General features: G+C 68.2%; 21 protein-coding genes. 16 read left to right on the top strand and 5 right to left on the bottom strand.

What is annotated here, in order from left to right:
• Positions 1 to 3 precede the first annotated feature (3 nt).
• Positions 4 to 1,752 (top strand): MtrAB system accessory lipoprotein LpqB, encoded by a 1,749-nt coding sequence (gene lpqB, locus A5650_RS19530; protein WP_197501925.1) that lies wholly within the window; start codon positions 4 to 6, stop codon positions 1,750 to 1,752.
• Between the two features lie 6 nt (positions 1,753 to 1,758).
• Here the strand turns inward: lpqB and A5650_RS19535 are convergent, their stop codons facing one another.
• A complete protein-coding gene (locus A5650_RS19535; RefSeq protein WP_067295209.1) occupies positions 1,759 to 3,066 on the bottom strand; it encodes a DUF2252 domain-containing protein in 1,308 nt (435 codons plus the stop codon).
• A gap of 52 nt (positions 3,067 to 3,118) precedes the next feature.
• On the opposite strand from A5650_RS19535, the gene A5650_RS19540 reads away from it, so the two are divergent.
• The 3 genes from A5650_RS19540 to secA all read left to right on the top strand — a co-directional run bounded on the left by A5650_RS19540 (position 3,119) and on the right by secA (position 7,680).
• Positions 3,119 to 3,748: a ComF family protein gene (locus tag A5650_RS19540; protein WP_067295489.1), complete on the top strand. Its 630-nt coding sequence runs from the start codon at positions 3,119 to 3,121 to the stop codon at positions 3,746 to 3,748.
• Positions 3,749 to 4,066: 318 nt separating this feature from the next.
• Positions 4,067 to 4,693, top strand: a complete 627-nt coding sequence (gene hpf, locus A5650_RS19545) for a ribosome hibernation-promoting factor, HPF/YfiA family (RefSeq protein WP_197501926.1) — start codon at positions 4,067 to 4,069, stop codon at positions 4,691 to 4,693.
• A gap of 164 nt (positions 4,694 to 4,857) precedes the next feature.
• Entirely contained in the window at positions 4,858 to 7,680 is a 2,823-nt protein-coding gene (secA, locus tag A5650_RS19550; protein ID WP_067295216.1) for a preprotein translocase subunit SecA, read from the top strand.
• Here secA and A5650_RS19555 read toward each other — a convergent pair.
• Both A5650_RS19555 and A5650_RS19560 read right to left on the bottom strand, forming a co-directional pair.
• On the bottom strand, positions 7,677 to 8,147 hold the full coding sequence (locus tag A5650_RS19555; RefSeq protein ID WP_067295219.1) for an SRPBCC family protein: 471 nt from the start codon (positions 8,145 to 8,147) through the stop codon (positions 7,677 to 7,679). The genes secA and A5650_RS19555 overlap by 4 nt on opposite strands.
• A 17-nt stretch (positions 8,148 to 8,164) precedes the next feature.
• Positions 8,165 to 8,644: an Rv3235 family protein gene (locus tag A5650_RS19560; protein WP_067295223.1), complete on the bottom strand. Its 480-nt coding sequence runs from the start codon at positions 8,642 to 8,644 to the stop codon at positions 8,165 to 8,167.
• A gap of 260 nt (positions 8,645 to 8,904) precedes the next feature.
• Here A5650_RS19560 and A5650_RS19565 point away from each other — a divergent pair, with 260 nt between their 5' ends.
• The 5 genes from A5650_RS19565 (at position 8,905) to A5650_RS19585 (ending at position 15,151) form a co-directional block, all read left to right on the top strand.
• On the top strand, positions 8,905 to 10,314 hold the full coding sequence (locus A5650_RS19565; protein WP_067295226.1) for a WS/DGAT/MGAT family O-acyltransferase: 1,410 nt from the start codon (positions 8,905 to 8,907) through the stop codon (positions 10,312 to 10,314).
• 61 nt (positions 10,315 to 10,375) lie between these two features.
• Complete coding sequence (locus A5650_RS19570; protein ID WP_067295229.1) at positions 10,376 to 12,130, top strand: BCCT family transporter; 1,755 nt, start codon at positions 10,376 to 10,378, stop codon at positions 12,128 to 12,130.
• A gap of 6 nt (positions 12,131 to 12,136) precedes the next feature.
• Positions 12,137 to 12,637, top strand: a complete 501-nt coding sequence (locus tag A5650_RS19575) for a DUF6912 family protein (RefSeq protein WP_156744203.1) — start codon at positions 12,137 to 12,139, stop codon at positions 12,635 to 12,637.
• A 60-nt stretch (positions 12,638 to 12,697) separates the two neighbouring features.
• Complete coding sequence (locus A5650_RS19580) at positions 12,698 to 13,828, top strand: ferredoxin reductase (RefSeq protein WP_067295236.1); 1,131 nt, start codon at positions 12,698 to 12,700, stop codon at positions 13,826 to 13,828.
• A gap of 69 nt (positions 13,829 to 13,897) precedes the next feature.
• Positions 13,898 to 15,151 carry a fatty acid desaturase family protein gene (locus tag A5650_RS19585; RefSeq protein ID WP_067295239.1) on the top strand — a complete coding sequence of 418 codons (1,254 nt, stop codon included), beginning with the start codon at positions 13,898 to 13,900 and terminating at the stop codon, positions 15,149 to 15,151.
• 344 nt (positions 15,152 to 15,495) lie between these two features.
• Here A5650_RS19585 and rsgA read toward each other — a convergent pair whose 3' ends face one another.
• Positions 15,496 to 16,473, bottom strand: a complete 978-nt coding sequence (rsgA, locus tag A5650_RS19590) for a ribosome small subunit-dependent GTPase A (protein ID WP_067295243.1) — start codon at positions 16,471 to 16,473, stop codon at positions 15,496 to 15,498.
• Entirely contained in the window at positions 16,470 to 17,789 is a 1,320-nt protein-coding gene (gene aroA / locus A5650_RS19595) for a 3-phosphoshikimate 1-carboxyvinyltransferase (protein ID WP_067295246.1), read from the bottom strand. Before aroA ends, rsgA begins: the two co-directional genes overlap by 4 nt.
• Positions 17,790 to 17,833: 44 nt before the next feature.
• On the opposite strand from aroA, the gene A5650_RS19600 reads away from it, so the two are divergent.
• The 7 genes from A5650_RS19600 to A5650_RS19630 all read left to right on the top strand — a co-directional run bounded on the left by A5650_RS19600 (position 17,834) and on the right by A5650_RS19630 (position 23,023).
• Positions 17,834 to 18,604 carry an SOS response-associated peptidase gene (locus tag A5650_RS19600; RefSeq protein ID WP_067295492.1) on the top strand — a complete coding sequence of 257 codons (771 nt, stop codon included), beginning with the start codon at positions 17,834 to 17,836 and terminating at the stop codon, positions 18,602 to 18,604.
• Positions 18,601 to 20,136: a DUF7782 domain-containing protein gene (locus A5650_RS19605; RefSeq protein ID WP_067295249.1), complete on the top strand. Its 1,536-nt coding sequence runs from the start codon at positions 18,601 to 18,603 to the stop codon at positions 20,134 to 20,136. Before A5650_RS19600 ends, A5650_RS19605 begins: the two co-directional genes overlap by 4 nt.
• A gap of 41 nt (positions 20,137 to 20,177) precedes the next feature.
• Entirely contained in the window at positions 20,178 to 20,771 is a 594-nt protein-coding gene (locus tag A5650_RS19610; RefSeq protein ID WP_067295252.1) for a TetR/AcrR family transcriptional regulator, read from the top strand.
• On the top strand, positions 20,768 to 21,595 hold the full coding sequence (locus A5650_RS19615; RefSeq protein WP_067295256.1) for an enoyl-CoA hydratase/isomerase family protein: 828 nt from the start codon (positions 20,768 to 20,770) through the stop codon (positions 21,593 to 21,595). The genes A5650_RS19610 and A5650_RS19615 overlap by 4 nt, the downstream gene beginning before the upstream one ends.
• A gap of 101 nt (positions 21,596 to 21,696) precedes the next feature.
• Positions 21,697 to 21,918, top strand: a complete 222-nt coding sequence (locus A5650_RS19620; protein WP_231992667.1) for a hypothetical protein — start codon at positions 21,697 to 21,699, stop codon at positions 21,916 to 21,918.
• Complete coding sequence (locus A5650_RS19625) at positions 21,915 to 22,778, top strand: oxygenase MpaB family protein (RefSeq protein ID WP_067295259.1); 864 nt, start codon at positions 21,915 to 21,917, stop codon at positions 22,776 to 22,778. Before A5650_RS19620 ends, A5650_RS19625 begins: the two co-directional genes overlap by 4 nt.
• Positions 22,775 to 23,023, top strand: a complete 249-nt coding sequence (locus A5650_RS19630; protein WP_067295264.1) for a hypothetical protein — start codon at positions 22,775 to 22,777, stop codon at positions 23,021 to 23,023. Before A5650_RS19625 ends, A5650_RS19630 begins: the two co-directional genes overlap by 4 nt.

Raw genomic sequence — 23,023 nt, forward strand, 5'->3', positions numbered from 1 at the left:
AGCCTGCTGGCGGCCCTGAGTCTGCTGGCCTTGGTACTGACGGGTTGTGCAGGTGTGCCCAGCTCGTCGTCGCCCCAGGCCATCGGAACCGTCGACCGGCCCGCCCCGCCCAGCCTGCCCAAGCCGACGCCGGGCATGGATCCCGACGTGTTGCTGCGCGAGTTCCTCAAGGCGACAGCCGATCCGGCGAACCGGCATCTGGCCGCGCGGCAGTTCCTCACCGAGTCCGCCTCACAGGCTTGGGATGACGCGGGCAGCGCGCTGCTGATCGACAACGTTGTCTTCGTCGAAACCCGTGGCCCGGAACGGGTCTCGGTGAGCATGCGTGCCGACATCCTCGGCTCGCTGTCGGACATGGGGGTGTTCGAGACGGGGGAGGGCGCGCTGCCCGACCCCGGCCCGATCGAACTGATCAAGACGCCGGACGGCTGGCGCATCGACAAGCTGCCCAACGGCGTCTTCCTCGACTGGCAACAGTTCCAGGCCACCTACCGCCGCAACACGCTGTACTTTGTCGACCCCACGGGAAGCACCGTCGTGCCCGACCCGCGCTACGTCGCGGTGTCCGACCCCGACCAGCTGGCCACTGAACTGGTCAGCAAGCTGATCGCCGGTCCTCGCCCGGAGATGGTCAAGACCGTCCGCAACCTGCTGGACCCGCCGCTGAAGCTGCGCGGCCCGGTCACGCGCGCCGACGGCGGCAAGATGGGCGTCGGCCGCGGCTACGGCGGGGCCCGCATCGATTTGGACAACCTGTCGACCACCGATCCGCACAGCAGGCAACTGCTTGCGGCGCAACTCATCTGGACTCTGTTCCGCGCCGGCGTCAACGGTCCGTACGTCATCAACGCAGACGGCGCCGCCCTCGACGACCGGTTCGCCGACGGCTGGGAGACCTCCGATGTAGCGGCCACCGACCCCGGTGCCGCCTCCGGTGTCGCGGCCGGGCTGCACGCGCTGGTGGGCGGTTCCCTTGTCGCCCTTGATGGACAGCGGGCGCCACGGGTACCGGGGCCGTTCGGGCAGATGCCGAATCAGACTGCCGCGGCGGTCTCGCGCAGCGGGCAGGAGGTCGCGTCGATCGTCACGCTGCGGCCGGGCGCGCCCGATACCTCGTCGACGATGTGGGTGGGGGCGTTGGGCGGGAACGCGTCTCAGGTGTTGGACGCGAGAAGCCTGTCGCGCCCGAGTTGGGCGCTCGACAACGCGGTGTGGGTGGTGATCGACGGCAACAACGTCGTGCGCGTCATCCAGGATGCGTCGGGTCAACCGGCGCGCATACCGGTCGACTCCACGCCGGTGTCGAGCCGGTTCTCGGGCGTGATCACCGAATTGCAGCTGTCGCGGGACGGCACCCGCGCGGCGCTGGTCATCGACGGCCAGGTGATCCTCGCCGGTGTCGAGCAGACGCCGGGAGGGGGCTACGCGCTGACCTATCCGCGACGGCTGGGATACGGGTTGCGCAACACCGTGGTGTCGCTGTCGTGGCGCACAGGGGACGACATCGTGGTCAGCAGAACCGATCCGCAGCATCCGGTGTCGTACGTCAACCTCGACGGCGTCAACTCCGACGGTCCGAGCCGCAACCTGCTGATGCCGGTGACCACGGTGGCGGCCAACCCGTCGACCGTCTACGTCGCCGATGCCCGTGGGGTCGTGCAGCTCTCGGGCTCTGTCGCCGAGGACGATCCGGCGTGGGCCGAGGTGCGCCCGCTGCTGGTGCCCGGCGCCGAACCGGTCCTGCCCGGCTGAGCCCCGTCAGGTCGACGTGACCCCGGGAATGCGGCCTTCGCGAAACGCTTCGACGAAATGACGGTGGTCGTCACGTACGACGGCGGCGTAGTCCAGCCCGAATCCAACGATGTCGTCGATGAACTCATCCACATGCTTGCCGATGACCGCGACGATCGCCTCCTCGGTCTGGAAATCGACCAGTGACTGGTCACTGTCGGAGTCGCCGACGCAGTGCACTTTTGCCACCGCCCGTCCGAGCTGCTCCATGACCTCGGTGAGCTCGTCCGGCTCGGTCAACTCGTCCCACGCCAAATCGGAGTCATAGGGCGAGATCTCACTGACCACGAAACCGACGCCGTCGATGTCCGTGTAGCCGAGCAACGGGTCGGCGTGCGCCTGCAGTGCGCGTTGAGACACCGCCGTGCGATGCCCGTGATGCTTGAAGTACTCGTGCACTGCGGGGTCGTCGATCACATGGCTGGGCGCGGCCACGTTGCCCTGTTTCATCGACAGGAGCACGTCGTTGTCGAGCGCCTGATTGAACCCTTCGATCAACAGCGTGTACGCCGGCAGTCCCGCACTTCCGATGCCCATGCCGGATTTCCCGACGACATCCTTGATGTCGTAGGCGATGCCGCGGAAGCGCTTGGTCCGCGGGATCGTCTGCAGGTATCTGTCGAACGCTTCGTGGACCTTGGCGCGTTCGTCGTCATCGAGCCGACGTACGCCGGTCTGGTCGCGGAACCTTCGATCCCAATCGTCGATGTGGGTCATGCGCTCCAACATCTGCGAGCGCGTCGACAGTCGCGCGGACTGCAGCGCCGACAGCACCGCACCGCGGGCGGTCTCGAGATTCAGCGAGAAGCTCGCATCGTCGTCAACCTCGGTGAAGTGCCGTACCTGGTCGACATAGGCGCGCAGGAACGCCGCAATCAATTTCCTGATCTCGTTGTCGGACAGTGCCTTCTGCCAGCACATCAACGCCACGCTCGCGGCGAACCGCTTGAGGTCCCAGGTGAAATGGCCGACGTAAGCCTCGTCGAAATCGTTCACGTCGAAGATGAGGACCCCCGCGCCGTCCATGTAGGTACCGAAGTTCTCGGCGTGCAGGTCGCCCTGGATCCACACCCGGCTCGTGCGTTCGTCGGCCCACCGGTCCTTGTCCTTGACGACGTCGGCGTAGAACAGACACGCGCTGCCTCGGAAGAAGGCGAAGGGCTCGGCGGCCATCTTGCGGAACTTGGTCCGGAACGCGTCCGGATCGCTCTTCATCAGATCGGAGAACGCCTCGACCAGGCACCTCACGATCTCCGCTTCCCGTTCGTCCTGCATGTCGGCGGTGTACCCGCATCGAGATGTCACCGATCATCGCCACACTGAGCGCATGCTCGACCTCGTGCTTCCGCTGCAGTGTGGCGGTTGCGGTGCACCATCGACGCGGTGGTGCGCGGCGTGCGCCTCGGCGCTGACGGTCAGGGCCGAGGACCCGCACCTCGTCTCGCCCCGCCTGGACCCCGGCGTGCCGGTGTTCTCGCTCGGCCGATACGCCGGGCCGCGGCGGGCCGCCGTCATCGCACTCAAAGAACACGGCCGCACCGACCTGATCCGGCCGCTGGCCGACGCGGTCGGGACCGGTGTGGCGCATCTGCTCACGTGGGGCTTGGTCGGTGCCCCGCTGACCCTGGTGCCCGCGCCGACCCGCCGGTCATCGGCCCGGCGGCGCGGCGGTGACCCGGTGACGCGAATGGCCCGCGCAGCGGTCGCCGATCTGCCGGGCGTGACCGTCGTTCCCGCGCTGCGCACGCGCGCGTTCGCCTCGGATTCGGTCGGGCTGTCCACCGGGGACCGGCAGCGCAACATCGCCGGCCGGGTCAAGGTCGTGCGCGCCGTGGCGGGCGAGGTGCTCATCGTCGACGACATCGTGACCACCGGCGCGACGGCCGCCGAATCCGTTCGCGTGCTGCGCACCCTTGGGGCTCGCGTGGCGGCCGTGCTGGTTGTGGCAAACGCGTGAGGGCCGCCGCGACCGGCCGTATATCAGACGGAGGTGAAGAACTGGAAACAGGTACCGAGATTCACTGGCACTACCGGGTGAACGCGGCTACCGTCGGCAGCAACACCCGTGAATGACTCACGGCCGGCGCTCAAGATCGAAGCGCCAGCATCGCCGACGCGGTAGGAGGTGAGTAGACGACACCTTGCACCGGCGAGCGGCGAGACATGCGAAGCCCCGTCGGTGCGGATTCCACGACAACCCGGGCACGCTGATGCGTGCGGACGCCGAAGAAACGAGTTGCCAAGCATGTCAAGCCAATCCCTGGACTCCAGCACGATGGTGATCGAGGACGAAACGCCCGAACCTCGACCGCACGCCGAGGTCGCGGTCACCGGCCGAAACGTCGAGATCCCCGACCACTTCCGCAAGTACGTCGCAGAGAAACTGTCACGCCTGGAACGATTCGACCGCACGATCTATCTGTTCGACGTCGAGCTCGATCACGAGCGCAACCGACGTCAACGCAAGAACTGTCAACACGTGGAGATCACCGCTCGCGGCCGCGGCCCTGTGGTCCGCGCCGAAGCCTGCGCCGACAGCTTCTACGGCGCCATGGAGTCGGCGGTGGACAAGCTCGCCGAGCGACTGCGCCGCGCGCGCGACCGCCGCAAGATCCACTACGGCGACAAGACCCCGGTGTCGGTGGCCAAGGCCACCGCGGTCACCCCGCAACCCGAGCCCGCACCGGCCGAACACGACGGCGCGGCGCTCGAGGAACACGAACCCGGCCGCATCGTGCGGGTCAAGGAACACCCGGCCACCCCGATGACCGTCGACGACGCGCTGTCGCAGATGGAACTGGTCGGCCACGACTTCTTCCTGTTTCACGACAAGGAGACCGACCGGCCGTCCGTCGTCTACCGCAGGCACGCCTACGACTACGGCCTGATTCGGCTCGCCTGAGCCGGTGGCCTGATCCGGCTCGCCTGAGCCGGTGGCCTGATTCGGCTCGCCTGAGCCGGACCGGGGCCGCGATCTTGCCTGGCCGGACGTAGCTTGGCCGGGTCGGGGCGCATGTCACCTACCATGGGTTCAGCTCAAGACTTCCAACCCATAGGGGAACTAGCGTGCTGCAAAAGTTGCTGCGTCTCGGCGAGGGCCGCATGGTCAAGCGCCTCAAGGGGGTGGCCGACTACGTCGACTCCCTGGCCGGCGATGTCGAAAAGCTGACCGACGCTGAACTGCGGGCCAAGACCGACGAGTTCAAGAAGCGCGTCGACAACGGTGAAAGCCTCGACGACCTGCTGCCGGAGGCGTTCGCGGTCGCGCGCGAGGCGGCCTGGCGGGTGCTGGACCAGAAGCCGTTCAAGGTGCAGCTGATGGGTGGCGCGGCGCTGCACTTCGGCAACGTCGCGGAGATGAAGACCGGTGAAGGAAAGACGCTGACCGGCGTGCTTCCCGCCTACCTCAACGCGCTGTCCGGCAAGGGCGTTCACATCGTCACCGTCAACGACTACCTGGCCAGGCGCGATGCCGAGTGGATGGGCCGTGTGCACCGGTTCCTCGGCCTCAATGTCGACGTCATCCTGGCGCAGATGACCCCCGACCAGCGACGCACGGCCTACGCCGCCGACATCACGTACGGCACCAACAACGAGTTCGGCTTCGACTATCTACGCGACAACATGGCGCATTCGTTGGACGACCTGGTCCAGCGCGGACACAACTACGCAATCGTCGACGAGGTCGATTCCATCCTCATCGACGAGGCCCGGACCCCGCTGATCATCTCCGGGCCTGCCGACGGCGCATCGCAGTGGTACACCGAGTTCGCCCGGATCGTGCCGATGATGGAGAAAGACGTCCACTACGAGGTCGACATCCGCAAGCGGACCGTCGGCGTGCACGAGCTCGGCGTCGAGTTCGTCGAGGACCAGCTGGGCATCGACAACCTCTACGAAGCTGCCAACTCCCCGCTGGTCAGCTACCTGAACAACGCGCTGAAGGCCAAGGAGTTGTTCCAGCGCGACAAGGACTACATCGTTCGCGACGGCGAGGTGCTCATCGTCGACGAGTTCACCGGCCGCGTGCTGGTCGGTCGTCGCTACAACGAGGGCATGCACCAGGCCATCGAGGCCAAGGAGCGCGTCGAGATCAAGGCCGAGAACCAGACGCTGGCCACGATCACGCTGCAGAACTACTTCCGGCTCTACGACAAGCTCGCCGGCATGACGGGCACCGCCCAGACCGAGGCGGCCGAGCTGCACGAGATCTACAAGCTCGGCGTCGTGCCGATCCCGACCAACAAGCCGATGATCCGCGCCGACCAGTCGGACCTGATCTACAAGACCGAAGAGGCCAAGTTCATCGCGGTCGTCGACGACGTCGCCGAACGCTACGAGAAGGGCCAGCCGGTCCTGATCGGCACCACCAGCGTGGAGCGTTCGGAGTACTTGTCGCGCCAGTTCACCAAGCGCCGCATCCCGCACAACGTGCTCAATGCGAAGTACCACGAGCAGGAGGCGTCGATCATCGCCGAGGCCGGCCGGCTGGGTGCGATCACCGTCGCGACCAACATGGCCGGTCGCGGCACCGACATCGTGCTGGGCGGCAACCCCGACTTCCTGACCGACAAGCGGTTGCGCGAGCGCGGCCTGGACCCGGTCGAGACGCCCGAAGAGTACGAGAAGGTCTGGCACGAAACGCTGTCGCAGGTCAAGGCGGAATGCGCACACGAAGCCGAGGATGTCATCGCCGCCGGGGGCCTCTACGTGCTGGGCACCGAGCGCCACGAGTCGCGCCGGATCGACAACCAGCTGCGTGGCCGCTCCGGCCGCCAGGGTGATCCGGGTGAGTCGCGGTTCTACCTGTCGCTGGGCGACGAGCTGATGCGACGCTTTAACGGCGCCACCCTCGAAGCCCTGTTGACCCGGCTGAACCTGCCCGACGACGTGCCCATCGAGGCGAAGATGGTGACTCGCGCGATCAAGAGCGCGCAGACCCAGGTCGAGCAGCAGAACTTCGAGGTCCGCAAGAACGTCCTCAAGTACGACGAGGTGATGAACAAGCAGCGCATGGTCATCTACGACGAGCGCCGCCGCATCCTCGAGGGCGAGAACCTCGCCGAACAGGCCCGCAAGATGCTCGTCGACGTGATCACCGCTTACGTCGACGGGGCGACCGCCGAGGGCTACGCCGAGGACTGGGATCTCGAGCAGCTCTGGACCGCGCTCAAGCAGCTCTACCCGGTCGGCATCGACCACCACGACCTGATCGACTCCGACGCCGTCGGCGAGCCCGGCGAGCTGACGCGCGACGAGCTGCTCGAAGCGCTGATCGCCGACGCCGAGCGCGCCTACGCCGAGCGGGAGAAGCAGATCGAGGAGATCGCCGGCGAGGGTGCAATGCGCCAGCTGGAACGCAACGTGTTGCTCAACGTTCTGGACCGCAAGTGGCGCGAACATCTCTACGAGATGGACTACCTCAAGGAGGGCATCGGCCTGCGCGCCATGGCGCAGCGCGACCCCCTTGTCGAGTACCAGCGCGAGGGCTACGACATGTTCATCGGAATGCTCGAGGGGCTCAAGGAGGAGTCCGTCGGGTTCCTGTTCAACGTGACGGTCGAAGCCGCGCCACAGCCCACCGTCGCGCCCGTCGCGCCGCCGTCCGGTTTGAGCGAGTTCGCCGAGGCCGCCGCGGCGCAGGCGCAGGGTCGCGTGGCGACCAAGGAGCGGCCCGCGCCAACAGGCCTGCGCGCCAAAGGAATCGACGACGAGTCGCGACCGCTGACCTACAGCGGGCCATCGGAGGACGGCTCGGCTCAGGTGCAGCGCTCGGGCAACGGCGGACCGGCGCGGCCCGCACCGGCGGCCGGCGGTGGCACCCGCAAGCAGCGGCGTGAGGCCGCGCGCCAGCAGGCCCGCGAGCAGAAGGCGATGCGCCGCCGCTAAGGCTCGACGAGGGCGGCGATGCGACCCAGCGTGGCCCGCATCCCGTCCTCGGCCTGCTTGGGCGTCGCGCCCATCTTGAGCATGAGGCGCTGCCGGTCCTCGGAGACGTCCCAGGTTTCGCGCACCAGCGTGCCGTCCTGTGCCGGTTCGAGTTCGTAGCGCCAGATGCGCCCGCCGATCAGTCCGAGCGGGCCCATCGTCGTCTTCCAGGCGATGCGGCGGTCGGGTTCGAACTCGACGACGGTGTTGGTGGTCCGGTACGGCAGAAATAGCGACTCGGGCCGGCCCCGCATCGCCATACCGAATTTCGTTCCGGCGGAAAGCGGTTGGGACTTCCCCGCGGGGGCGTGACCGACGGTGCCAGACCCGTCGAAGGCCGCATGGCGCCCGGCGTCGGCGAGCAACGCGAAGATCGCAGCCGCGGGCGCCCTGATGACGCGCTCCACGCTGATCGAGTTTCCCTGCACGCCGAGCAGGCTAACGCTCAACCGATCTGCAGCGCGACCACCCGCCAGCGCTGACCGTCGAACGCGATCCGCGCCGCGATCGCGCAGATGCGCTGTCCGCGACCGTATGTGCCGAAAACCTCGGCGGCCGCACCGTCGTCTACCACACGCAACCGGACGCGGCGCAGCGTGGCCACCGTGGCGTGCCGGTGCCGGGTCATCGCGAGCACAGCCTCGATGAGCGCCGGTGCCAGCAGCGGACGCAACTGTGCCAGCGGACGGCGCCGGTCGATCACCTCGAGCACCCGGCGCAATGCCAAGTCGGCGAACACGACCGCGCCGCGCGAGGGGGCGGGTTCGGGCGGCATCGGTGCCGCACGTCGCAGGTGCGTTGTTCGCATACCCGCGCCCGCTCCGCCGGATGGGCGGCGGTGCAGGCTTTCTGGCGATGGCGGTGCGCAGGCACCCACACTGATCGGCGGCGGTTCGCAGTCGATGACCGGCGCCACCAACGGCATTCGTCGCTCGTCATCGGGAAGGGGCGCGGCCCGCCCGGCAGGTGTGCGGAATGGTGTCACAGCACGATCTCCAGTCAATCGACGAGACAGGACCCGCCTGCTGGAGAGTGGCAGACCTCTTCATGATCGCACGGCTCGCAGGGGTTCACAGACACCGAGACGCACCCGTGATGCGCGTCTGCAGGGTTTGCCTATAGCGTGGCGGGGACTTCGGCACACGCGGTCGGACCGCGGCAGTACAGGGGAGGGACGACGTCGCGATGGTCACCCGGTTGTCGACGGCAGACGCGTCGTTCTACCACCTGGAGAACACGTCGACGCCGATGTACGTCGGATCTCTGGCGATCCTCCGCAAACCGCGCAGCGGGCTGAGCTACGAAACCCTGCTCGCTACCGTCGAACAACGGTTGCCGCAGATTCCCCGTTACCGCCAGAAGGTGCGCGAGGTGACGTTGGGCCTGGCGCGTCCGGTGTGGGTGGACGACCCGGATTTCGACATCACGTACCACATTCGGCGGTCGGCGCTGCCTTCACCGGGCAGCGACGCGCAGCTGCACGAGCTCATCGCCCGGCTGGGGTCGCGCCCGCTGGACCGGTCGCGCCCGCTGTGGGAGATGTATCTGATCGAAGGCCTGGCCAAGAACCGGATCGCGATCTACACGAAGTCCCACCAGGCGTTGGTGAACGGGATGACGGCGCTGGAGATCGGCCACGTCATCGCCGACCGCACCCAGAAGCCGCCTGAGTTCGGCGAGGACATCTGGATCCCGTTGCGCGAACCCAGCGATCGGCAACTGCTGCTCGGTGCGCTCGGCGAGTGGATCATGCGCCCGGCTGAGCAGTTCGGCGCCGTCCGCTCCGCCGTCGTCGACGTCGCGACCAACGCCGGCCAGCTGGTCAACATGGGGCGCCGGTTCGTCGACGTGGCCCGCACGGTCGCGCGGGGCACCGCGCCCAGCAGCCCGCTGAACACCACCGTCTCGCGCAACCGGCGGTTCACGGTCGCCAGCGGGCGCCTCGAGGACTTCCGCGCGGTGCGCGCCCGCTACAACTGCGACGTCAACGATGTGGTGCTGGCCGTGGTGGCCGGCGCGTTGCGCAACTGGCTGATGTCGCGCGGCGAACCGGTGACCTCGACGACGAGGGTGCGCGCGATGGCGCCCATGTCGGTGTATCCGGACGCCGAACTCGACGCCACCGGCCCAGGCCAGGCAATCAGCGAGGTGACGCCGTTCCTCGTCGACCTCCCCGTCGGTGAGGGCAACCCCGTGGTGCGGCTTTCCCAGATCGCGCACGCCACCGAGTCGGCGTCCACCGCCGCGAGCCTGGTCGACGCGCGCACCATCGTCACCCTGTCGGGGTTCGCGCCGCCGACCCTGCACGCCATGGGTATTCGCGTCGCCACCACCTTCTCCGCGCGCCAGTTCAACCTGCTGATCACGAACGTGCCCGGAGCGCAGCACCAGATGTACGTCGCGGGCACCAAACTGCTCGAGACCTACGCGGTGCCGCCGCTGCTGAGCAACCAGGTGTTGGCGATGGGAGTGACGTCCTACAACGGCATGGTCTACTTCGGCATCAACGCCGACCGCGACGCCATGAGCGACGTAGATGTTTTGCCCGATCTGCTGCGCGAGTCGCTGGAAGAACTGCTAGAAGCCGCGCAATGACGTGATCGCTGCGTTTGCCGGATTGACTCGCTCGCGGCCAGCAAGGTCGAATTGAGTCATCATGACGACCAGCGCAGAGAACGAGACGACAGGAAGGACCCGGGCCGCGACGCGCCGGGCACTCCGATCGCCCAATGAGGACGTGGTCCCTCACCCGGCGCTCGACCGTCCGCCCCTGGAGGACGCCGCCGCCCGGTCCCGCGGCGTGGACTGGATCGTCTTCGGGATCACCGCGGTCATCGCCATCGGCTTTCTGACCTGGGGATTCATCAGCACCTCATCGCTGGCGTCAGCGTCGGACAGCGCGCTGACGTGGGTGATGAACAACACCGGTTGGCTGTTCGTGCTGACGGCTTCAGGTTTCGTCGTCTTCGTCCTGTGGCTCGCGCTCGGTCGTTTCGGTGCGATCCCGTTGGGGCGCGACGACGAGCAACCCGAGTTCCACGGGGTGTCCTGGGTCGCGATGATGTTCAGCGCGGGCATGGGCATCGGACTGATGTTCTTCGGGGTCGCCGAACCGCTGTCGCACTTCGCGACGCCGCCGCCCGGCACCGGTCCGGCCGGTAATCCCGAGGCCGTGCAGACCGCGATGGCCACCACGCTGTTCCACTGGTCGTTGCACCCGTGGGCGATCTATGCGGTCGTGGGCCTGGCGATCAGCTACGGCGTCTACCGCAAGGGCAGGCTGCAGTTGATCAGCGCGGCCTTCGAGCCACTGCTGGGCAACCGCGCGAGAGGTCCCCTGGGCAAGGTCATCGACATGCTGGCGATCTTCGCCACGCTGTTCGGCTCGGCCGCCTCGCTCGGTCTCGGCGCGCTGCAGATCCGCAGCGGGCTGCAGATCGTCGGCGGCATAGGCGAGACGGGCAACACGATCCTCGTCGTCATCATCACGGTGCTCACGGTGGCGTTCGTGCTCTCGGCGGTGTCGGGGGTCGCGCGCGGCATCCAGTGGTTGTCCAACATCAACATGGTGCTGGCCCTCGTACTCGCTCTTTTCGTATTCGTCGTGGGCCCAACGGTTTTCATCCTCAACCTGCTGCCGACATCGCTGGGCAGCTACGTAGCCGACCTGGCGATGATGTCGGCGCGCACCGGCGCCGAGGGCTCCGACGTCAACGAGTGGCTGCAGACGTGGACGATCTTCTACTGGGCGTGGTGGGTGTCGTGGACGCCGTTCGTCGGGATGTTCATCGCGCGGATCTCACGCGGGCGCACCATCCGCCAGTTCGTCACCGGTGTGCTGCTGGTGCCGAGCCTGGTGTCGCTGGTGTGGTTCGCGGTGTTCGGGGGTTCGGCCATCCGCGAGCAGCAGGAGGGCGTGGACCTCGCCGGTGAGGACAGCATCGAGGCTCAGCTGTTCGGCCTGCTCGACCAATATCCGATCGCCACGATCGCCAGCGTTTTGGTGATGGTGCTCGTCGCGATCTTCTTCGTGTCCGGAGCCGACGCCGCATCGGTGGTGATGGGCTCCTTGTCCGAGCGCGGCACGATCAAACCCGGTCGAGGCACCGTAATCTTCTGGGGTGTGGCGACCGGTGCCGTCGCTGCGGTGATGCTGCTGGTCGGCGGGGAGGACGCGCTGAACGGTCTGCAGACCATCACGATCCTGGCGGCGTTGCCGTTCGTCGTCGTGATGGTCGGCCTGGCGGTGGGTCTGGTGAAGGATCTGCGCCGCGACCCGATGATGGTCCGACAGCAGTACGCCAGGGAAGCCGTCGACACCGCGGTCATCCACGGGGTGACCGAACACGGCGACGACTTCGTGATCTCGGTGGAGAAGGATCCGGCGAGCGAAAAGGCGGCCGACGACTAATCTCGCCTGGTGCGCGTCTACATCCCCGCGACCCTGACCATGCTGCAGCAGCTCGTTGCCGACCGGGTGATGCACGCCCGCAGCGGCACGGCGTTCGCGGTGACGCATGCGCTGCGCGAGTCCTACGCCGAGGGCGACGACGAGGAGCTCGCCGAGGTCGCGCGCCAGGAGGCCGCGATGGCCTCGCTGCGCCTGCTCGCGGGAGAAGGAGTGGGTGACCTGCCGCCGCGGCGCGCGGTGGTGGAGGCCGAGGTCGACGACGCGACCGTCCGCCCCGATCTCGACGACGCCGTGGTGCGGCTGGCCGGCCCGATCTCGTTCGACGACGTCATCGCCGCCTACGTCGACAACGCCGAGGCCGAGTCCGCGGTGCTGCCCGCGATCGAAGCCGTCGACGAGGCCGATCTCGGCGACGAGGACGCGGAGTTCGTCGTCGGCGACGCCCAGGACCACGACCTGGCCTGGTATGCGCCGCAGGAGCTGCCGTTCCTGCTCGAATTGCTCTGAGTGGCGGTCGGCCGGATATCCGGCTGGATACGGAAGCGTAGGTTACGGTACCGTAGGTTCATGGCCAAGAACTACGTCAAAGTCTCGGCCAATGTCGCCGACACGGTGCGCCCGACCGTCAACTCCGGCAATCCGGGCCTGCGGGCCCTGCGCACCATCGCGAGCCGGATCACGACGCCGCTGCTTCCCGATGACTACCTGCAGCTCGCCAACCCCCTGTGGTCGGCGCGCGAGCTGCGCGGCCGAGTGCTCGACGTCCGGCGGGAGACCGAGGATTCGGCCACGCTGGTCATCAAGCCCGGGTGGGGTTTCTCGTTCGACTACCAGCCAGGCCAGTACATCGGCATCGGTGTGCAGATCGACGGCCGCTGGCGCTGGCGGTCCTACTCGCTGACCTCGGCCCCGTCGCGCACCATCCGGACCATCACAATCACTGTCAAGGCGATGCCCGAAGGGTTCTTGTCGACGCATCTCGTCGACGGGCTCGCGCCGGGCACGATCGTGCGCCTGGCCGCGCCGCAGGGCAACTTCGTCATGCCCGATCCCGCGCCGTCGAAGGTGCTGTTCCTGACCGGCGGCTCCGGCATCACGCCGGTGATGTCGATGCTGCGCACGCTGGCCCGCCGCGATCAGATCACCGACATCGTCCATGTGCATTCTGCGCCAACGGAATCCGATGTCATGTTCGCCGCCGAGCTCGCCGAGCTGGCCGATGCGCACGTCGGCTACCGGCTGCGGGTCCGCGCGACGCGTACACATGGCCGGATGGACCTGTCGCGGCTCGACGACGAGGTGCCCGACTGGCGCGATCGCCAGACCTGGGCGTGCGGTCCCGAGGGCATGCTCGATGCGGCCCAGCGGAGTTGGGCGGCGGCCGGGCTCGCCGAGCGCCTGCACCTGGAGCGGTTCGCGGTGTCCAGGGCTGCGGTGCACGGGCAGGGCGGAACCGTGGAGTTCGCGCGTAGCGGCAAGACGGTCGAGGTGGACGCCGCGACGCCGCTTATGGAGGCGGGCGAAGAAGCCGGCATCCGGATGCCGTTCGGATGCCGCATGGGCATCTGCCAGTCGTGCGTGGTGGGCCTCGTCGAAGGCCACGTCCGCGACCTGCGCACCGGTGTCGAGCACGAACCGGGGAGCAGGGTGCAGACCTGCGTCTCCGCAGCATCCGGCGATTGTGTGCTGGATGTCTGAGGTTTACTGGCAGGTAACCTACGGGTACGTAGGTTACGGTAGCGTAGGCATGCGAGAGGAGGCCTGACGATGGCAATCACCGACGTTCCCGAGTTCGCGCATCTCACCGATGCCGACATCGAGAGTCTGGCCGTGGAGTTGGATGCGATCCGGCAGGACATCGAGGACTCCCGTGGTGAGCGCGACGCGCGCTACATCCGCCGCACCATCGCCGCACAGCGTGCGCTGGAGATCGCCGGTCGTGTGATGCTGGCCGCCAGCTCGCGTCGCTCGGCATGGTGGGCGGGCACCGCAACCCTGGGCGTGGCCAAGATCATCGAGAACATGGAGATCGGCCACAACGTCATGCACGGTCAATGGGATTGGATGAACGATCCCGAGATCCACTCCTCGACGTGGGAGTGGGACATGAGCGGGGCAGCCAAACACTGGCGCTTCACCCACAACTTCATGCACCACAAGTACACGAACATCCTGGGCATGGACGACGACGTGGGCTACGGTCTGCTGCGCGTGACGCGCGACCAGAAGTGGAAGCCGCACAACGTTTTCAACCTGCTGTACAACACCATGCTCGCCACGCTCTTCGAGTGGGGCGTCGGTCTGCAGCACCTCGAGATCGGCAAGATCTTCAAGGGCCGCGACGACCGCAGAGCGACCATGATCCGGCTGCGCGAGTTCGGCACCAAGGCCGGCCAGCAGGTGTTCAAGGATTACGTCGCCTGGCCCGCGGTGACCTCACTGTCGCCGGGTGCGACGTACAAGTCGACGCTCAAGGCGAACGCGGTGGCCAACATCATCCGCAACATCTGGTCCAACGCGGTGATTTTCTGCGGCCACTTCCCCGATGGCGCAGAGAAATTCACCAAGACCGACATGATCGGCGAGACCAAGGGCGAGTGGTACCTGCGCCAGATGCTCGGCAGCGCCAACTTCGAGAACGGCCCGGTGCTGCGGTTCATGAGTGGCAACCTGTGCCACCAGATCGAGCACCACCTGTACCCGGATCTGCCGAGCAACCGGCTCTACGAGATCTCCATGCGGGTGCGCGATCTGTGTGACAAATACGACCTGCCGTACACGACGGGTTCGTTCCTGGTGCAGTACGGCAAGACGTGGCGCACGATCGCCAAGCTGTCGCTTCCGGACAGGTTCCTGCGGGACACCGCCGACGATGCGCCCGAGACGCGCAGCGAGCGAATGTTCGCCGAACTGGAGCCGACGCAGCGGCGCGGCCTCAAGTCGTCGATCGCCGCCGTGCGGGCCCGCCGCCGCGAGAAGCGCGCCATCCGCGCCCAGGCTCGAACCCAGCGCGCCGCCTAGCCACTGCCCCCTGAAGTTCCGCGAGCGTGCGTGTTTGCACACGACACGCCGCGGAATTTCAGCACTATGCGCACGCTGGCGGCGTGCTGAGCGTGCATCAATGTTTGCGCGCGATGAGGTAGGCCTGCGGCGTCGGCTCGTCGTCGTCCGGTCCGCGCACCAGTCGGGCGTACGGCCGAAGCCGCGCGTCCGCTAGTCGAGTACCACGCGCAGACCCCGACTGTACGGCTCGCGGGGTCATATGGGTGGTGCACTTTAAGCACCGTCGTTGGCCGCGAGCGCTCGCAAAGTGCCGCGAATGCGCGGCGTGTCGTGTGCAAACACGGTCGCTCGCGCAGAAGGAGTCAGGCGTGCAGTGCCGACAGCAGTCGGCGGGTCGCGGTGACCCGGTTGAGCGCCGGGCCGGTCAACGTGTCGAGCGCGCACTCCGGATCGGCGGGTGGACCCATATGGCCGCAGCCGCGCGGGCAGTCCTTGATCGCCTCGGCCAGATCGGAGAACGCCAACAGCACATCGTCGGGCTCGATGTGAGCCAGCCCGAACGACCGGATGCCGGGCGTGTCGATCACCCACCCCCCGACGTCCAGCGGCAGCGCGACCGACTGCGTCGACGTGTGCCTGCCCCGCCCGATGTCGGTCACCTCGCCGGTAGCCCGTTCGGCCTGCGGCACAAGGCGATTCACCAGTGTCGACTTGCCCACACCCGAGTGGCCGAGCAGTACCGTGACCCGGTCGGCCAGCAGCGGGGCCACCGCGTCGAGCGGGTCGTCGCGGCCCGCCGTGGTGATCGTCAGGTCGAGGTCGGCGAACTGCGCCGCGAACGGCTCCGGCGCCGCGAGGTCGGTCTTCGTCAGACAGAGGATCGGCTCGAGCCCACCGGCGTAGGCCGCGATCAACGCCCGTTCGACGAGCCCGGCGCGGGGTGGCGGGTCGGCCAGCGCGACGACGATCAACAACTGGTCGGCATTGGCGACCACGACGCGCTCGGTCGGATCGGTGTCATCGGCCGTGCGGCGCAACACGGTTCGCCGATCACCGCGCCGAACGATCCGGGCCAGCGTGTCCGGCCGCCCGGACAGGTCGCCGACGATGCCCACCTCGTCGCCGACCACGATCGGGGTGCGGCCCAGTTCGCGGGCGCGCATCGCGACGACGCGGCGGTCCGGGTCGCCGCCGAGCGCGCATCCCCACCGCCCCCGGTCGACGGTCACCACCATCGCTTCCTGCGCGTCGGCATGGTCGGGCCGAATCTTGGTCCGCGGCCGCGAGCCTCGGCCGGGCCGCACCCGGACGTCGGACTCGTCGTACTCGCGTCGGCTCAAGCCCGGTCGACCTCCGGCGTCTGCCCCGCGAGCATGTCGGCCCACAATTGGGGAAATTCGGGCAGCGTCTTGGCCGTGGTCTCGATGTCCTCCACCGCAACGTCGGGTACCCGCAGCCCGACGATCGCACCTGCGGTGGCCATCCGGTGATCGGCGTACGACCGCCACAACCCGCCGTGCAGTGGGCGCGCCGTGATCACCAGCCCGTCCGCGGTCTCCTCGCACTGGCCGCCGAGGCCGTTGATCTCCGCCGACAGCGCTGCGAGCCGGTCGGTTTCGTGTCCGCGCAGATGCGCGATGCCAGACAGCTTCGACACCGAGTCGGGGGTGGCCAGCGCGGCCAGCGCGGCAACCGCGGGCGTGAGCTCGCCGACCTCGTGCAGGTCCACGTCGATACCGCCGTAGAACTCGGCGCCACACACCTCGAGGTAGGTATCGCCATGCCGCACAACCGATCCGAGCTTCTTGAGGATCGCGATGATGGCGTCGGCCGGCTGGGTGCTCGCCTTCGGCCAGCCGGTCAACCGCACAGTTCCCCCGCTGACCACCGCGGCCGCGAGGAACGGCACGGCGTTGGACAGGTCGGGTTCGATGTCCCAGTGCCGCGCGGCCACCGGCCCCGGCGAGACCCGCCACTGGTTGTCGCGGCGGTCGTCGACGTCGACTCCGGCGTCGCGCAGCATCGCGACCGTCATCGCCACATGCGGCGCCGACGGCACGGTCTCGCCGGTGTGCACCACGGTCAGTCCCTCGCGAAAGCTCGCCCCGGACAGCAGCAATCCGGAGACGAACTGCGACGAACCCGACGCGTCGATCTCGACCGTCCCGCCGGAGACCGATCCAGCGCCCCGCACCGCGAAGGGCAGCCCTTTGCCGTCGATGTCGACACCCAGGCCCCGCATCGCATCGAGAAGCGGCGCGATCGGGCGGGCTCGCGCCTGTTCGTCACCGTCGAACGTGACCGTCGCGGTGCCCAGGGCCGCCAGCGGCGGCACGAACCGCAGCACCGTGCCGGCCAGCCCGCAATCGATGCGCGCACCGTCGCGCGGTGCGATCCGCCCGCTCACGCGCAGCTCGTCGGCGTGGCCCTCCACCGTCACGCCGAGCGCCTGCAGCGCGCCGATCATCAGGTCGGTGTCGCGGCTGCGCAGCGCGCCGCGCAGCGACGATTCGCCGTTCGCCGTGGCCAACGCCGCCAGCACCAGCGCCCGATTCGTCTGCGACTTCGAGCCGGGCACGGTGACCGTGGCATGCACCGGCGTCGACGCCGACGGTGCCGGCCAGGCCTGACTTTCTTGGTGTCCGGGGGCGCTCACCGCTCCATCTTCCCCTGTCGGCTTCGCGTGCCACCATGGGATTCATGTGCGGACGTTTCGCAGTCACCACCGACCCGGCTCTGTTGGCCGAGAAGATTAAGGCGATCGACGAGACCACGTCGGCCACTTCCGACGGTAAGGACGCCTCGCGGCCCAACTACAACGTCGCGCCCACCACGACCGTCACCACGGTGGTCAAGCGCCACAGCGAACCCGATGACGACGCCACCCGTCGGCTGCGCTCGATGCGATGGGGTTTGGTGCCGCCGTGGGCGAAGGCCACGCAGGACGGCAGCCCCGAGACCAAGGGGCCGCTGCTGATCAACGCCCGGTCGGACAAGCTGACCACCTCGCCGGTGTTCCGCAATCCCGCGAAGGGCAAGCGGTGCCTGGTGCCGATGGACGGCTGGTACGAGTGGCTGAAAAAGGGAGAGGGAAGGGCTCCGAAAATTCCCTTCTTCATGTACGCCGGCGACGGCGAGCCGCTCTTCATGGCCGGCCTCTGGTCCACGTGGCGACCGAAGGAGGCGCCCAAGGATGCCAAACCGCTGCTCAGTTGCACGATCATCACCACCGACGCCGCCGGTCCGCTGGCCGAGATCCACGACCGGATGCCGCTGACGATCAGCGAACGCGATTGGGACCGCTGGCTCGATCCCGACGCTCCGATCGACGAGGGGCTGTTGCGCGGCCACGGTGACCTTGACCGCATCGAGATACGCGAGGTGTCGCGGCTGGTGAACAGCGTGCGCAACAACGGCCCCGAGCTGATCGAGCCCGTCGAACCCCAGGCCGAACAAGGCACCCTGCTTTGACGCAGCCGGACCCGCCCGGCCCGTTGTCCGATGTCGCGGTCGTCGACGCGCTGGCCGCCGACCTGCGCAGCGCTGGCTACACCACCGATGGGGTGGCTGCCCTGCTCGGCGCCGACGTCGACGCGGCGTTCGCCAGGGGAGTGTGGTGGCCGGCGCTGCGGGAAACCGCCCGCGCCCTCGACAGCGGAACTCCGCAGCAGCGGCGCCTGGCGGGGCTGGTGCGCCTGCTGCTGCTCGGCTCCGACGAGCCCGCCGAGCACGTCGCCCTGGCGCTGCCTACCGTCGGCGTCGACACATTGGCCGCCGGCGGCGTGGTGGAGGCGACGGCCGAGGGGATGCTGCGCGCCGCTCTGGACATCCGGCCGCACAGCGACGGCGTCAACGACTTCTTCGTGGTCTCGGACCTGGATGCCGCGATGCGTCCGGGGCCGGTGCGCCGCGATCACGTCCTCGGCATCGGCGGCGCGTCGGTCTCGCTGGCTCGAGCCGTGGTGCGCACGCCGGTCGACCGCGCGCTCGACCTCGGCACCGGATGCGGCGTGCAGGCGCTCCACCTGAACGGTCACTGCGCACAGATCGTGGCCACCGACACCAACGACCGCGCGCTCGCGCTCGCCGCGGCGACCGCGCGGCTCAACGGCATGTCCTGGGATCTGCAGCGCGGCAGCCTGTTCGAGCCGGTGGCCGGTGAGCGCTTCGACCTGATCGTGTCCAATCCGCCGTTCGTCGTGGGCGCCGGCGACCGCGACTACATCTACCGGGACTCCGGCCTCGCCGGAGACGCCCTGTGCCGCAACCTGATCGAGCAGGTCGGCGCACACCTGGAGCCGGGCGGCACCGCGGTGGTCATGGCGAACTGGATCGTTCGCGAGGGCGAGGACTGGCGCGACCGGGTGCGCGACTGGCTCGCCGGCACCGGTCTGCATGCCTGGGTGGTGCAGCGCGAGCTCGCCGATCCGGTCAGCTATGTGTCGCTGTGGACGGCCGACGCCGGCGAGGAACACGAACAGGCCACGCGTCGCGGAGGGCAGTGGCTCGACTGGTTCACCGAAAAGGGCATCACCGGCATCGGGATGGGCGTGATCGCGGTGCGCGCATCGCGACCCGGTGAGCACCGCCCGCCCGACCACGTCCTCGAGGAGATCACCGGATCCGACGAGGCGCCCACCGGCGACGAGGTCGACGCGTTCTTCGCCCGCCGCGCATACCTGCACGACACCAGCGATGACCGGCTGCTGGCCACGAGGCTGTCCACCGCGCCGGTGTTCCTCGACGAGCAGTCCCTGCCGGGCCCCGACGGTTGGCAGGTCGTCGGCGCCGCGGTGCGGCGTCCCGGTGGGCCCGGTGCGGTAATCGGCGTCGACGAAATCGGGCGCGCGCTGTTGGCCGGATGTCGGGGTGAGGTGCCGCTGGGCACGCTGATCGCGATGCTCGCCGCCGCACATGGCGTGGACGCCGACGCGCTGGCGCAGGCCGCGCTTCCGCTCGTCCGGGAGGCGATCGGCCGCGGGATCCTCTATCAGTCCCGCTGAGCCTTGACAGAGGATTCCTCGGTTCAACTAGAGTAATTCTCGTGCCATCGAAGACGCGTCCCGATGCACGGAGCCGGCTACTGGAGGTCGCACGTCGTCGCTTCGCGTCTGACGGCGCGCTCTCGGCCACGCTCGACGAGGTCCGGCGTGAAGCCGAGGTGAGCGTCGGTGCGCTGTATCACCATTTCCCCGACAAGCTTTCGCTCGCGACCGCGGTATTCGCCCAGTTGCTCGGCGAATACCAGGCCGGGTTCGTGACGATGTTGCGCGGGCACGACACCGCCCAAGGCGGCATCCGCGGCGGGGTCGCCTATCACCTGCGATGGGTGTCGGCGCACCGCGGCGAGGCTGGCCTGCTGCTCGGGCCGCGACTCGACAGCGCCGAACTACGCGCGCACAACGACGCCTTCTTCTCCGCGGTCCGCGACTGGTGGCGCCCACACCACCGCTACGGCGCTCTACAACCCATGCAAGCCGGGGTGACGGCGGCGCTGTGGCTCGGCCCCGCGCAGGAGTACAGCCGGTACTGGGTCGCCGGAGCAGCGAAACGGATACCGCCGGGCACGATTGAGATCTTCGCCGATGCCGCGTGGGCGGCGTTGTGCGCCAACGAGATCGAGGAGGTTCGATCATGACCGATTCGCTGTACCGATCGATGGTGGCCGGCGGTGACGACGCCGACGCTCCGGTGCGGGTACGCGTCGACCACCGCGGGGACAGGGCCGTGGTCACGCTCGACGAGCCGCGGCGGCTCAACGTGCTGTCCGCCCCGCTGGTGCGACAACTACGGCGCGCGTTGACCGACCTCGACGCGGACCCGGACGTGCGCTCGGTGGTGCTCACCGGCGCCGATCCCGGCTTCAGCGCGGGTGGCGACCTGAAGATGATGGACGCGGCGATCGACCAACTCGGCGCCGACGAGGGCGCGGCCGACATCTGGCGCTGGATCCGGCGCGAATTCGGCGGCATCGCACGGTTGATCGCGGGCTCCGAGATGATCTTCGTCGCGGCGCTCAACGGCGCGGCGGCGGGCGTCGGGCTGGCCTGGGCGCTGACGTGCGACCTCGTGATCGCCAGCGAGCGCGCCGTCGTCGTGCCCGCATTCGGCAAGCTCGGGCTGATCCCCGAGGTCGGTACCAGTTGGGCACTGACTCGGCGCCTGGGCTATCAGGGTGCGCTGGCCTACTACCTGCGCGGTGAGCACATCGACGCGCGCGAGGCGCAGCAGCTGGGCCTCGTGCAGGAGGTCGTCGAGCATGATCGCCTGCTCGCTGCCGCCGATGAGTGGTGCTCGCGGATCTGCGCGATGCCGCCGCACGCGGTCGCGATGACCAAACCGCTGTTGCGGGCGGCCGCCGACGCCGATTGGGCCGATGCGCTCACTCTGGAGGAGTTCGCCGAACCGTCGTGTTTCACCACCGCCGCCTTCGCCGGCAGCGTGCGATCGATGCTCTCCTGAGCACGCCGCGGGGCTCGATACCCGCCTGGAATTCCCGCATTTGCCTGATCAGCTCGGAATGGGCATTAACATAGTGCGGAAGGTCGAGTCAGGGGGTCGGTGTGGTCAGCGCGGTGAAGAAGGTCTTGAGCTTCGAGATGACCGTCGCCGAGTGGATCGGCACCGGGCTCATCCTCGCCGCACCCTACGTCGTCGTCGGCATCGGCTGGACGGCCCTGCGGCTGGACCGACTCGACGGCAGCGGGCTCACGTGGCTGCTCCAGTTGATCGGCTCCGTCGCGTTCTGGCCCGCACTCGTCTTCTCGGCGGTGTGCGTCGGATGACGGACCGTTACCGCATCTCCGTCCGGCGCCGCACCGCCCGGTGGGACCCCGAGGCGGAGGTCACTGCCGCGGAGGCGATGGACTTCTGGGCGTTCGCCGCCGGCGCCGCCAACGTTGTCATGCAGCTGTCCTGGCCGGAGGTCGGCTACGGCGTTGCGGAGAGCACGGTCGATTCCGGGAACCTGCTCAAGCATCCGTGGAAGCGGGCGCGGACGACGTTCCAGTACCTCGCTGTGGCGGTGCTCGGGACGCCCGATGACCGCGCGGCGTTCCGCGAGGCCGTCAATACCTCGCACCGGCACGTCAAGTCGACCGACGAGAGCCCGGTGCGATACAACGCCTTCGACCGTGAGCTGCAGATGTGGGTGGCGGCTTGCCTTTTCGTCGGCCTGGAGGACACCTATCAGCTGCTGCGCGGTGAGATGACACCGCAGCAGGCCGAGCAGTTCTATCGCTCCGCGTGGCCGCTGGGCACCACGTTGCAGGTCACCGAGGATCAGTGGCCGCCGACACGCGCCGATTTCGACGATTACTGGCGGACCGCGTGCGAACGGGTGAAGATCGACGACCGGGTTCGCGGCTACCTGATGCACATGCTCGACCTTCGCATGATCAATCCGCTGCTGGGACTGCCGTTCCGCCCGCTGCTGAAATTCCTGACCGCCGGATTCCTCGCGCCCGTCTTCCGCGAACAGATGGGCCTGCGGTGGAGCGGGTTTAACCAGTTTCTCTTCGAATCGCTGTTCCTCACAGTCGCTTTCGCCAACCGTTTCCTGCCGGTGTTCATTCGCCAGGGCGGCAGCTATGTGCTGCTCGCCGACGTCCGCCGTCGGGTCCGCACGCACAAGGCGCTGGTATGAACGCGCTGCGCCGCCTGCTCAGTCGTCGCGTCAGCGTCGAGGCGATGCTCGAGCTCGGCATGTGGCTGGCCATCCCGTACCTGTTGATCGGTTTGGTGTGGGCGTTCTTCGACGCCGAGCAGGTGCAGCTGATCGACACCGCGTTCCGCACCCGGATCCCGGCGGGTTCGGACATCGGCGCGTTCATGGCGACGGCGCTGTTCTGGCCGGCCAACCTGGTCGGCTTCGAACTCTGCGTTTCCTGA

It is taken from the genome of Mycobacterium sp. 1164985.4 (genome assembly GCF_001668575.1).
In the GTDB taxonomy this organism is placed as follows: domain Bacteria; phylum Actinomycetota; class Actinomycetes; order Mycobacteriales; family Mycobacteriaceae; genus Mycobacterium.

What these genes read in the sequence shown, in the direction of transcription:
- A5650_RS19580 (WP_067295236.1), top strand. Translation starts at nt 12,698, where the DNA reads ATGGCCAAGAACTACGTCAAAGTCTCGGCCAATGTCGCCGACACGGTG.
- hpf (WP_197501926.1), top strand. Translation starts at nt 4,067, where the DNA reads ATGGTGATCGAGGACGAAACGCCCGAACCTCGACCGCACGCCGAGGTC.
- A5650_RS19630 (WP_067295264.1), top strand. Translation starts at nt 22,775, where the DNA reads ATGAACGCGCTGCGCCGCCTGCTCAGTCGTCGCGTCAGCGTCGAGGCG.
- A5650_RS19600 (WP_067295492.1), top strand. Translation starts at nt 17,834, where the DNA reads ATGTGCGGACGTTTCGCAGTCACCACCGACCCGGCTCTGTTGGCCGAG.
- A5650_RS19565 (WP_067295226.1), top strand. Translation starts at nt 8,905, where the DNA reads ATGGTCACCCGGTTGTCGACGGCAGACGCGTCGTTCTACCACCTGGAG.
- A5650_RS19615 (WP_067295256.1), top strand. Translation starts at nt 20,768, where the DNA reads ATGACCGATTCGCTGTACCGATCGATGGTGGCCGGCGGTGACGACGCC.
- A5650_RS19625 (WP_067295259.1), top strand. Translation starts at nt 21,915, where the DNA reads ATGACGGACCGTTACCGCATCTCCGTCCGGCGCCGCACCGCCCGGTGG.
- A5650_RS19585 (WP_067295239.1), top strand. Translation starts at nt 13,898, where the DNA reads ATGGCAATCACCGACGTTCCCGAGTTCGCGCATCTCACCGATGCCGAC.
- A5650_RS19570 (WP_067295229.1), top strand. Translation starts at nt 10,376, where the DNA reads ATGACGACCAGCGCAGAGAACGAGACGACAGGAAGGACCCGGGCCGCG.
- A5650_RS19540 (WP_067295489.1), top strand. Translation starts at nt 3,119, where the DNA reads ATGCTCGACCTCGTGCTTCCGCTGCAGTGTGGCGGTTGCGGTGCACCA.
- A5650_RS19535 (WP_067295209.1), bottom strand. Translation starts at nt 3,066, where the DNA reads ATGCAGGACGAACGGGAAGCGGAGATCGTGAGGTGCCTGGTCGAGGCG.
- A5650_RS19560 (WP_067295223.1), bottom strand. Translation starts at nt 8,644, where the DNA reads ATGCCGTTGGTGGCGCCGGTCATCGACTGCGAACCGCCGCCGATCAGT.